This window comes from Thioalkalivibrio sp. AKL12, assembly GCF_000377925.1.
GTDB classification, from domain to species: Bacteria; Pseudomonadota; Gammaproteobacteria; order Ectothiorhodospirales; family Ectothiorhodospiraceae; genus Thioalkalivibrio; species Thioalkalivibrio versutus.
This window is the reverse complement of sequence record NZ_KB898896.1, coordinates 165,251-175,505: the sequence shown is the minus strand read 5'-3', so window position 1 is coordinate 175,505 and position 10,255 is coordinate 165,251. Positions and strand designations below refer to the sequence as shown.

Genomic DNA, 10,255 nt, shown 5'->3' with positions numbered 1-10,255 from the left:
CGAGCGGTGACTATCAGCGCTTCCTGAGGCGGAATACGCTGCTGTGCAGCATGAGCAGCGTTGGCCACTGCGGTGACAATGCGGCTTGCGAGGGCTTCTTCGGCGTCCTCAAGCGCGAACGCGTACACCATCGGCGCTACCGGACACGAGACGAAGCACGGGCCGATCTGTTTGGCTACATTGAGCGGTTCCACAATCCAAGGATGCGGCGCCGCATCGCCATTCAGGATCTGAAGTTTTCAGCCCTTTCCAAACCGTCCGCCGAAACGGGGTAGAACCCGGGCGTCTCGACGCGCTGCAGAACGTCGGCTCGACCGCTCCAGGTTCCGTGGCGAAGCGCGGCCTGAACGATTACGTCGGCGCCGGCCTCCATCGCTTCGCGCGTGGCTCGCATCGCGCCGTCATCGACGCCCACCCCGTCAATGTGGGAGACCGATAGACCTTGGTCCTCGAGTGCTTGGATAAACGCGGCCTCATGCCGAAAGCCGCGCTCGCGAAGGATCTCCGTCAGCGGGTCGTAGTAGTCCGGCTTGGCGCGCTGCCCGGTTTGCTGCTGCCAGTCCAGCACTGTCAGATGATCACACGCGGCATGTGCGACCAAGTCCGTGGCGTTGAGTGTGATGTGTCCCTTGTTCACTTGCATACGGGATTCCTTTCCATGATTGGTACGTTTGCAGGCGATGGTAGCAATAGGGGTGGCTCACATTGTGAGCCACCCTGGGCCGTTTTACTTCTGCGCCCTGCGCCCCCCACTCATTTAATCCCATCTGAGCTTTTAATCTTTCCTCGAGTGGGCTGGATCCGATTGGCGCTAAGCAGTGCGATAGCTGCGAGATGCAGAGCGTACCTGTAGGCGCGCGCTGAGACACGGCGCCCGCTTTGCCTTTTCAGGCCCAAGGAAATGGTCAGCTTTCCGTGATTCCCTCCATCGCGCATGAGGGGGCGTTTGCGAGCGCGATTGATGGAAATTTTCAGTTTTTCGCTCCAGTATTGTCGCTGCGCCTGGGCATCGCTAGGGCTCGTTTGGGAGGGAACGTGTGTCGCGAAAAGCATGCTGCGGTCATCAGCCAATGAACTAAGGAGCTCGACGAACGGTTTGGCTGTATCCACACAGTAGAATGGGATTCCCGCGTTGTTGGCTTCTGTGTGCGCAAGGATGTACTGGATCACCGGCCCGATATCGCCGAGTGGACCAGACCTGCGAATCAGGGGCCGCATGCGTTCGATCATGCGATTGGCGAGGTGGATGTCTTCTTCGCTTTGCGGCGGGGACGGAGTGAGCGGTATCCCGTCGCCGTTGAATCCTTCTCGTCGAGCCTTGCTAACGAAACGGGGCTGCCCCTTCTTTGACCGGATGGAGGCGATTTTCTCGGCTGCATCAATGACGGCTTTGCAGCGTGCGTTGTCGAGTTCGGAGCGTTTAGCGATGAGATGTGGTGGGTGCCCGTTGTCGTGATCGGTCAGGATGCGAATGACGTCATTGGCGGTAACCGGTCGCGGGGAAGGCGATGGGGCCGCCACGATGTCGGCGTGGGACACATTCGCCCGCTGTGTGGAAGGCGGCGGGTACGTATTGGTTGGCAGTGCTCTGAGTATTCTCGGGCGTAAGCTGGTCGCAGCGACCAGATCGGGCTCGCGGCGGTCTTTCAAGAATCGTTTTGTCGATTTAGGCGATTGGCCGAGCAGTTGGGCATAGATGGTGGCGTCAAGGCGTGGAAGCGTCTGGCCGACTTTTTCCTGGAGGACTAAATCCATGCCATGCAGGTAGGTGGTGAGCGTCATCTCAGGCGATGCGTGGCCTGCTATGGATGTGACCGCGTGCAGCCTTTTCATCGAATTTGGTTGCCCGCCGGTCAGGCGGGCAACAAGAGATCTGTCCAGAGTGTGGCTGGCTGCTGGGTCATGGATGGCCTTGTCCCGCTCGGGTATTTCCACGCAGAGGTGTAGTCGGGTTAGTGCGCTGTGGCGGAGTGAGTACAACACGATGTGGGGGTTGCCCGTAACGTGTCGAAGCATTGTTTGCAGGTGCTCTCGCATGAGATCGCTGCCGACGTGGGTGTTCCTGTCAGGGCTCTCACTGAGTAGGAGTGTCTGGTCTGCCTTCTCGAACCAGGCCTGTAGTTGCGCGACCCGGCCGGAAAACCATTGGTATTCGGCCTTGGGGCAGAGCGCAGCCACGTCGATTCTGCGCAAGGAGGGCCGATTCTTGTTGGTGCCGTAGCGATTGCTGCGTACGGAGATAACGGTGTCGGTTTCGCCCACGAAGATCTCACTCAGGCGCAACTTTGAGGCCTCGGCGGGTCGAAGCCCGGCTCGAAATCCGAGAAAAAGAGCCATTTCGAGGATCTCCTTCCGGATCGGATTTCCTTTCTGTTGTTCCTGTATCACCTTCCGGGTGGCGTGGTATTCCGCCTCCGTAACAATCAGCGCCCGCACGCGGGGAACGCTTCTTCCGGAGCCGGCCAGTGTGGTTTCCAGTGGGGAAGCCCCATGCTCCAAAACGAGGTACGAGTGAAATTCCTGCAGGGCGATAGTCGGGAGGCTTTTGTCCCTCCAGCGCGTTTGATACAGGACATCGGAATACAGCTCTTCGATTTCGTCGGTGTCCATGTCCCGCATGTCGCTGATTGCCGCACTGTGCAGCAGGCTGATCAGGGGGCGCGCGAGCGGAGCCAGGTAGTTGCTATAGACCGTGGCTGGCGCAAGTGCTTTCCGACGCCACGAGGATCCATACGACAGCAGTTGGATCGCCCAGTGAGCTAGCAGATTGGCAACGACATGGTGACCGAGGGACCGATTGCGGATCAGGTCCTCGAGTCGGCGGATGCAATCAGCCCGAGTGAGTTTCCTCGACCGGCCGTCCCGGAGTGCGTCGAGTAGGCGCCGGGCGACTGCCCGGGAATCCTTGTCGGGTGTTCCGGTTCCCATCGTGATATGTGCAGCCGAGGGCGCATGGGGTGGGGTCTGCACCGCCGGTTGGGCCGCCTTTTTCACGCTGCCGGTGACTCGCTGATTCAGCAGCGCCACCCAACGGTTTGGAGGTAAGGAACAGCTTGGTATGCGGCCCAGCGCATATTCGGCGAGATAGGCTGGGACGGCTGCGCCAGGCATTCGTTCGAGGGCGGCCCATGCACCCTGGCACCACTGGCCGGGTGTCAGTCCTGATGGGGTCGATATCCCTAGGTCGATCATTAGCCCGAAGATGGTGCTTGCGACGTCCTTTGATCGTTTTTCCGCGTTCTTTCCGGATGGCACCGGAAATTGGCTGGCCTTGTGGTGACGCAGAAAATTCGCGAGCAGTGCGGCTGTCAGGTCGTCGATGCACCATCGGTGAAGGGCTTCGTTCTCTCCCACAACGTTCAGACGCCGCGCGCTTGCTTTCGGGATGCGGATGTCGACCCACATCTGCTCACCACATTGTTGGACCGGGTGGGTGGACTGCAGGGCATGTGGCAGGAACCCGAGTACCTGCGCGTCGCAGAAGCCGCCGAATAGCAATGCACTGGCCAGAACCAGTTCCCCGCGTCGACTGGCAAGGGTGGTGGCGCCCTTTTGCTGCCAGCGATGTTCGTGGTGGTGGAGATCGCCGAGAGCTTTTGCGAACTCTTTCCGGATTGCGACGAAGTGGCTACCCCGGCGGAAGAAGTCCTCGTCGCGCAGGAGGGGGTCCCGGTGTAGGCTCAGAAAGAGGTTGGGTGCGGTAAGTGTCCAAAGACCCTGGCGGTTCCCACGGTCGATCGTCAGCGAGAAAAAATTGTGCTGGATTCGCCAGTCGCTCGCCGATAAGGACGTGTCCTGAATATGCTGGACGATGCGGTCGACGATGGCCTGGCCATCGGGTGGCGGCGATCCAGCCGCAAGTTCAGGCGATTCTTTCTGCACCAGGGACTGCACTTGAGCATGTGATCGGTCGGTCTCCCGTTCGCGGTCGTGTGCCCGTACCTTGCGCCCGATCTTTTGATGGCGGCTGGACGATGCCGAGCGCACCCATATGGCGTGCAGAGTCATCTGGCCACTCCTTCCAGCACCTTCCAGCCATGCCTCTGCAGCATCGGCTCGATCCATTCGCTCACCATGTCGCGCAGGTCCTCGATGGCGAGTGCCGAGTGGGCACCGTACGCCTCCAAGCCGATCGGCTCGTGTCCGAGCAGTGCATCAATCCACTCTCCCGGACACCCCATTTCGGTCAGATAGGTTCGGATGTGATGTCGTCCGAAATTCACCGGTGCCGGAAACAGGTCTGCGAGTCGGGGTGACAGCGTTGCCGGCCGGATGGATGTGATGCTCGGAGGCATCTCCTCCGATAGGAAGACCAGGAAGGGGGTGGACTCGTCACTGGATGCGGCGGCACGTAGCTGGGCGGCTACTTGAGGCTGGCGCTGACTCCACCGAGAGCCAAGAGCCAGGAGGTGCCGCCGATAGACCTCGAGTTGTTGGAGCACGGTCGGGGGGAGAGGGATGGTCCGTTCGTTGCCGCTCGCCCGTGCTTCCTTGTCGACGACATACAGCAGTCCACTATCCCAATCGATGTCGAGCGTACTCTCAATGGGATCGCGGACGGCCCGCAGTCCCGTGCCGATCAGGGCCATCATCGCGGTGTACAGGGCGTACGCATTGTGGTGGCTGACATGCTCTTCGATGCCGGCGAGTGCGGATGGTGTCTCGGGAATCCCCTGCCGGAGTTCCAGGGCGAAGCCTTCCAATACCCCGGCCAGGGGCCGCAGCGCACTGCCGTAATAGCACTCGTCAGGGGGAGCGGGTGAATGGTCCGCTTCGCGATCGAAGGACGGGCCGAAGATGTGTTCAATCGCCACACGATAGGCTGCGACCAAATGCGATTTTGCCGTGGTCTGGTAGACCAGTGGGGTATGCGCATGTGGGTCTCCGTCGCCCGACAGGATCCAGGCGTAGGACCAGTTGCTGCACTGATCCGCGATTACCTGAGGCAGTACGGCTGGGAGGCGAGTCAGGCGCAGTCGGCTGTGGCGGCGCTCGTTGATCTTTTTCAAGCGCGTTGTTGCCGCCTGCTTCAGGTCGTCGAAGTCCGAGGCGAACATACTTGACGTCTGCGTGGTCCCGGCTGCCCGCCGGACACACTGTAGCAGTGTCAGAATCGGTTTCGGGAGCGTGAGCAGGAGTCCCGTTTCAGTCGGCTGCAAGAGATCCGATACCTCGCTGTACAGAGCGGGATCCATTTCGGGCGCCGGGACTCGCACCCAGAGGTGCACGCCGCAGCGGGTCAGGATTGCTCGGCACTGGTCATCGGGTATTGCAGATTCATCCTTTAGTACTGGAAGCCCGTGGAGATCCTCCGCTGTCCCTCCGGTGGCAAGAATTAGCACCAGCAGGCCGACCGCTTCGGCATCAATCGCGTTGCTCGCGGTTGCGGTGCCCTGCATCCAGGGGCGTAGATCCGTGAGCAGCGTCCGGACTTCGTCGCGGCGCGGCAGGTCACGGTGGATCGGCAGTCTCTGGTTGCCGCGCGCCCGGTCCCGCACCATGCCCTGCTGGCGGCGGACCCGCATCGACAGGCTGTCGCCCGGGTGTTCGCCGCGCATGATGCTGGAGCGCATGGTTACCCTTTCGGGGCGGACCTCGGTGGGGGCGAAGCCGATGCGCTGGTACTCATGTGACTGGTCGCGAGAGAGTGGGCCAATCGAGAGGACTTGGGTGCCTTCGACGGCCTGTTGTCGCCGTTGGTGTTCCTGCAGCTCCGTCTCTCCCGCGTCTTCCGCGTCCGGCTTTTCTGTCGGGGGCGTAGGGTTGGGCGCCCGGCGCTGGGAGCTCCGCCGGTTCCGCCGGCTACTGCGGTTCTTGGCGTCGCGGATCATGACGCGTATGGCGCTCGCCTGCGACACGTATCTTGGCTCATCAATCCCCTCCGGCAGTACAGCCTCAAGGTGGGCGAAGGCGTAGGAGAGGTGGGCCTGCTTGCGGGGTAGGTGGGCGAGTATCTCGGGGTGTTTGCCGACTGCGAGTTGCCGCACCAGTCGGCAGGCCTCCGGTGCGCTGGGGACTGGTGGCTTGCCCGTTCGATGTTCCGTGCAGAGGGCGATGCGTTGTCCGCCATCGTGGTAGATAAGCGTGGCATATGCGAGGAGGATCTGTGATGCGAGCGGGCGGATCTGATCGGCCTGCCTCGGATCCGCAACTGCGAGGTGCAGCAGCATGCCGTAGATGGGGGTTTCGCCCATTTCGCCATGGATCTGCCGCTTTGCTTCCCGCTCTGAGATGGGAGGCAATGAGTCGACCCGACCCACTTCCCGCGCCATCTGATCACCCGCCGCGCGGAGCATTTTGGCCGTCTGGGAATGCGGCCCTGTGCATCCGGTCAGCCATTCCGCGCATGCGACCCACTCGCGGACCACATATGGGAACGACCCTGCGGTCGATCGGGGGCGGCGAAGGATACAGCCGAGGCGATCTTGGAATCGTTGATCCATCTGCGGGTCGACCTCATCCCCGGGTCGTTCGGGCACCGGCTGATCACTCATGTCCCAGCGCCCTGAGACGGATACGATCCAGAGGGGTCTCCGACTGCACGGGGAGTGACTGCTCGGTTTCTTTTAGGACCTGCAGCCTGCTCCGGCGGATGCCCGTCAGACGTGAGAGGGCTCGCGCTGATCGCATGCGCGGTATCCATCTCTCTGCCAGGTCTTGCGGGATCGCGGCACGGAGGGACTCGATTTGCGTCGGCTGGATATCGGGGTGAGGCGAAGTCAGCAGGGAGGCCAGCGCCGCGTGGACCCAACGGGCCTCTTCCGCGACATTTTGCCCACAACTGGTGTAGTCGATGACGGGTATACGCGTGGTGGGGGCGAGCCGCGTCTGCGCCTCAATGAGTAATCGGCCCCCAGCCAGCGCGCAGGTTTCCCCGTCATGTTGGATCACGGGGACAGGATTTAGATGGATTAGTGCGCGAATTGCGGTATCGGTGAATGCGTCACCGGGGATTGCATGCGGCTTATCGTGGCATGAGTAAGATAACGGGATGATGTCTCTCAATATCGCGGACCTTACCTTGAGTCCTTTCCAGGGCGCTCTTTCCATTGAAAAAATTTTCCTGTTTATTTCCCCTCTTGTCTTCAACCTGATCACGATTTGCACGGGTCGTCAAGGCTTTCTTTGTTTTAATTTTAGATCGGCAAAAACTGGGCAATTAAGTTAATTTAAGTAACTGATAAATAAGCAATTCTTTAAGTGATATTTTAATTTCATAGAGGGCCTTTTGGGGGTATTGTTGGGTCTTGTTTGTAGGGTTAGTGGGCTCTTTTTTTCGAATGTGATATTGAGTTTTCACGGCAGGCCCATTGACGGGTCACGGGTGTAAATTGAGGGGGCGAGCGAGGCCCTATCGGTCAACGTAGTTGTCACCTGATCCAAGCCCAGAGGTGACGACGTATGAAGCAGTATTCCGAGGAGCGCAAGGAGGCGGTGCTGCGCAAGCTGGCCCCGCCGATGAACCTGACGGTGCCCGAGGTGGCGGAGGCCGAAGGGATCTCCACGGCGAGTTTGTACAATTGGCGGAAACAGGCTCGCGAGCGAGGTGAGGTTTTGCCATCACGTGGATCGGCTCCAGAGCAGTGGAGCAGCAAGGACAAGTTCCGGGTGGTTGTGGAGACCGCGCCGATGAACGAGGCGGAGTTGAGCGCCTATTGCCGGGAACGCGGTCTCTATCCCGAGCAGGTCGAGGCCTGGCGTTCGAGCTGCATGAACGCCAACGCCCGGACGAGCGAGGAGGAGCAGCGCACCCGCCAGGCGCGCAAGGCCGAGCGCAAGCGGATCAAGAAGCTCGAACGCGAGCTCCAGCGCAAGGACAAGGCTCTGGCGGAGACGGCGGCCTTGCTGACGCTGTCAAAAAAAGCCGAGGCGATCTGGGGCCACAACGACGAGGACGACTCGGTATCTGTCAAGGTAGATGTCACCTGAACGGGATGCAGGGGTTGGTTAACCGCTCGCGGCGTGTTCGGGGTTCAGATGGACCTGCTCGGGCAGCCCGAAGTGCCGGACGTTACCGGCCCAGCGTTCGGGGCGTGCCTGGCGGGCGCGCTCATAGGTGGCTCGCCTGCGGGCGAGGACGTGGGTCGCTTCGCCCGAGTGTCGCTGGGCCGGTGTCACGTAGTGGAGCGCGCTGTGGCGGTGTTCGTGGTTGTACCAGCCCACGAACCGGTGCATCCACTCGCGGGCATCTTCAAGGGTCGCGAAGCCGTTGACCGGGAAGCCCGGGCGGTATTTCAGGGTCCGGAACAGCGACTCGGAGTAGGCGTTGTCGTTGCTCACCCTGGGGCGGCTGCGGGACGGCGTGATCCCGAGGTCATAGAGCTTCTGCAGGAACGTCGCGGCCTTCATGGGGCTCCCGTTGTCAGAGTGCAGGATCAGCGGCTTGTCCTTGCTCGCCAGGTGCTCGCGCCAGTAGGCCTTCTCGATGAGCTCACAGGCGAGCGCGCCGGTCTCGGCCTCGTAGACCTCGTGGCCTACGATCTTGCGGCTGAACACATCGACGATGAGGTAGAGATACCACCAGGTCCCGCAGGCTGGACCGGGCAGCCACGAGATGTCCCAGCTCCACAGCCGGTTCGGCGCATCGGCGGCGTGGGTCGTCGGCGGCCGCGGACTCTCCGGGGCCTTCTGGCGCCCACGATGATGGAGCTGGCCGTGGTCTCGCAGCACGCGGTAGAACGTCGACTCCGAAGCCAGATAGCGCCCCTGATCGGCCTGATCGGCCACGATGTACGCCGGCGGGCGGCTGCGATAGGACGACTGATTGCACAGGTTCACGATGTCGGTACGCTCCTGTTCCGAGAGCTTGTTGCGAGGCGTCGGCCGCACGGCGTCGGGCCGCTGGTCGGCACGCACGCTTCCGGATGCCTTCCAGCGATGGTAGGTGCGCACGCTCACGCCGAGTACCTCGCAGGCCTTGGCCAGCCGGGCCCCTTCGCGTTGGGCATCGTCGACCAGCGCCACGGTATGCTGGCGATCTGGGAGGCGGGTCAGTCCGCAGTGTGCCAGCGCGGGTGTCTGTACCCATGCGATTGACCCAGACTTCGATTCCGCGCGCATGTTCCGTCATGACTCAATCTCGCCTGCGTGGCCTGCGGACCCGTTTAGGGAGATGATCTTCGCTGAGCCGGAGTCCGGTGGGATCTTTCTCGGGCGCACCAAGGTTTTCGATCTGATCGGTCATTCCCAGCACAAACAGAGCGGTTGCCACGGCGCCCCAGCTCACCGTCGGGTCACCCGCCTCAATCTTCGAATACGTCTGCCGGCTGACACCAATACGCTCTGCCATCATCGCTTCGGTCCATTGGCGCCGCTTGCGGCCAATTTCGATGTTTTCGCCCGCTCTCTTCATTGCGTTCTCGAGGGGCGGGAGGGGGCGAAACTTCATGTGTGCATTCCGGTAATGGGGAGAATAAGGCGCATTAAATGGAAATTAGGTAAAAGTTAATACGCATTATAGCCTCGGGCGTCTCTGGATATCTTTGGCGGGCTCGAACGATCGGGGGTGGATGCAGAGGGGAAGAAGGGATAGAATATTACAAGGTATTACTTAGTAATAAGAGGCCCGCTATGGCAACGTCACTGAAGATTGATGACACGTTGAAAGGTCGCGTCCAGCACCTTGCCGGTCAACGCCGACGCACGCCTCACTGGATCATGCTCGAAGCCATCCGGCAATACGTCGAGCGCGAGGAAGCCCGCGAGAGCTTCAGGCAGGAAGCCCTGGCGTCCTGGTCGGCCTATCGGGAAACCGGCCAGCACCTGACCGGACAGGAAGCGCGCGCCTGGTTGAACACCTGGGGCACTGATGATGAAAAGGCCGTGCCCGAGTGCCACGAGTAATCGTCACCGCAGGCGCAGCAGAAGGATTGGAACGATGCCGGGGCTTTCTTGCCACCAAAGCCCCGGATGCCGCCAGGCGCGCGGGCCAGGCGATCGAGCGGCAATTCCTGCTGCTGGAAACGGCACCCGATATTGGCCGGCCGGACCCTGAAATACCCGACCTGCGCGAGCTGTTGATTGCCTTCGGCGACTCCGGATTTGTAGCCCTCTACCGTCACGACCCGGCCGACGACGTGGTGTATGTCCTGGCCTTCCGACACCAGAAAGAGGCGGGCTACTGATGTGGACCCTGAACTTTAACAGCTTGCGCCGCGCGGCGTGTACGGGGCGGCCTGCGAACGCGCTCGGGAGCTGGGAGATTCCACCACCCCCTGCGACAGCAGAGCCGACGTGATGCGACGCGCCTGGCGCT

General features: G+C 61.3%; 9 protein-coding genes. 4 read left to right on the top strand and 5 right to left on the bottom strand.

What is annotated here, in order from left to right; all coding sequences use genetic code 11:
- Nucleotides 1-275 (top strand): IS3 family transposase (locus D579_RS14760; RefSeq protein ID WP_018952287.1); only part of this gene is annotated, 275 nt, incomplete at its 5' end.
- On the opposite strand, the gene D579_RS0108445 is transcribed toward D579_RS14760, so the two are convergent.
- The 3 genes from D579_RS0108445 to D579_RS0108435 all read right to left on the bottom strand — a co-directional run bounded on the left by D579_RS0108445 (nt 224) and on the right by D579_RS0108435 (nt 6,494).
- Nucleotides 224-643 carry a hypothetical protein gene (locus D579_RS0108445; protein ID WP_018951713.1) on the bottom strand — a complete coding sequence of 140 codons (420 nt, stop codon included), beginning with the start codon at nt 641-643 and terminating at the stop codon, nt 224-226. The two genes, D579_RS14760 and D579_RS0108445, sit on opposite strands and share 52 nt — an antisense overlap.
- Nucleotides 644-753: 110 nt before the next feature.
- Nucleotides 754-4,008: a hypothetical protein gene (locus D579_RS0108440; RefSeq protein WP_018951712.1), complete on the bottom strand. Its 3,255-nt coding sequence runs from the start codon at nt 4,006-4,008 to the stop codon at nt 754-756.
- Nucleotides 4,005-6,494, bottom strand: a complete 2,490-nt coding sequence (locus D579_RS0108435) for a site-specific integrase (RefSeq protein ID WP_231376851.1) — start codon at nt 6,492-6,494, stop codon at nt 4,005-4,007. The genes D579_RS0108440 and D579_RS0108435 overlap by 4 nt, the downstream gene beginning before the upstream one ends.
- A 907-nt stretch (nt 6,495-7,401) precedes the next feature.
- On the opposite strand from D579_RS0108435, the gene D579_RS0108425 reads away from it, so the two are divergent.
- On the top strand, nt 7,402-7,929 hold the full coding sequence (locus tag D579_RS0108425; protein ID WP_018951709.1) for a transposase: 528 nt from the start codon (nt 7,402-7,404) through the stop codon (nt 7,927-7,929).
- Between the two features lie 18 nt (nt 7,930-7,947).
- Here the strand turns inward: D579_RS0108425 and D579_RS0108420 are convergent, their stop codons facing one another.
- Together D579_RS0108420 and D579_RS0108415 are read right to left on the bottom strand one after the other, a co-directional pair.
- Nucleotides 7,948-8,964 carry an IS3 family transposase gene (locus D579_RS0108420; RefSeq protein WP_026289477.1) on the bottom strand — a complete coding sequence of 339 codons (1,017 nt, stop codon included), beginning with the start codon at nt 8,962-8,964 and terminating at the stop codon, nt 7,948-7,950.
- Between the two features lie 109 nt (nt 8,965-9,073).
- A complete protein-coding gene (locus D579_RS0108415; protein WP_018951707.1) occupies nt 9,074-9,388 on the bottom strand; it encodes a helix-turn-helix transcriptional regulator in 315 nt (104 codons plus the stop codon).
- Nucleotides 9,389-9,570: 182 nt separating this feature from the next.
- Between D579_RS0108415 and D579_RS0108410 the strand changes: the two genes are divergently transcribed.
- Nucleotides 9,571-9,843 (top strand): CopG family ribbon-helix-helix protein, encoded by a 273-nt coding sequence (locus tag D579_RS0108410; RefSeq protein WP_019564015.1) that lies wholly within the window; start codon nt 9,571-9,573, stop codon nt 9,841-9,843.
- A gap of 26 nt (nt 9,844-9,869) precedes the next feature.
- Entirely contained in the window at nt 9,870-10,124 is a 255-nt protein-coding gene (locus D579_RS0108405; RefSeq protein ID WP_018158495.1) for a type II toxin-antitoxin system RelE/ParE family toxin, read from the top strand.
- Nucleotides 10,125-10,255: the final 131 nt, after the last annotated feature.

Coding starts and splice junctions, on each gene's coding strand:
- D579_RS0108445 (WP_018951713.1), bottom strand. CDS start 643: ATGCAAGTGAACAAGGGACACATCACACTCAACGCCACGGACTTGGTC.
- D579_RS0108440 (WP_018951712.1), bottom strand. CDS start 4,008: ATGACTCTGCACGCCATATGGGTGCGCTCGGCATCGTCCAGCCGCCAT.
- D579_RS0108435 (WP_231376851.1), bottom strand. CDS start 6,494: ATGAGTGATCAGCCGGTGCCCGAACGACCCGGGGATGAGGTCGACCCG.
- D579_RS0108425 (WP_018951709.1), top strand. CDS start 7,402: ATGAAGCAGTATTCCGAGGAGCGCAAGGAGGCGGTGCTGCGCAAGCTG.
- D579_RS0108415 (WP_018951707.1), bottom strand. CDS start 9,388: ATGAAGTTTCGCCCCCTCCCGCCCCTCGAGAACGCAATGAAGAGAGCG.
- D579_RS0108410 (WP_019564015.1), top strand. CDS start 9,571: ATGGCAACGTCACTGAAGATTGATGACACGTTGAAAGGTCGCGTCCAG.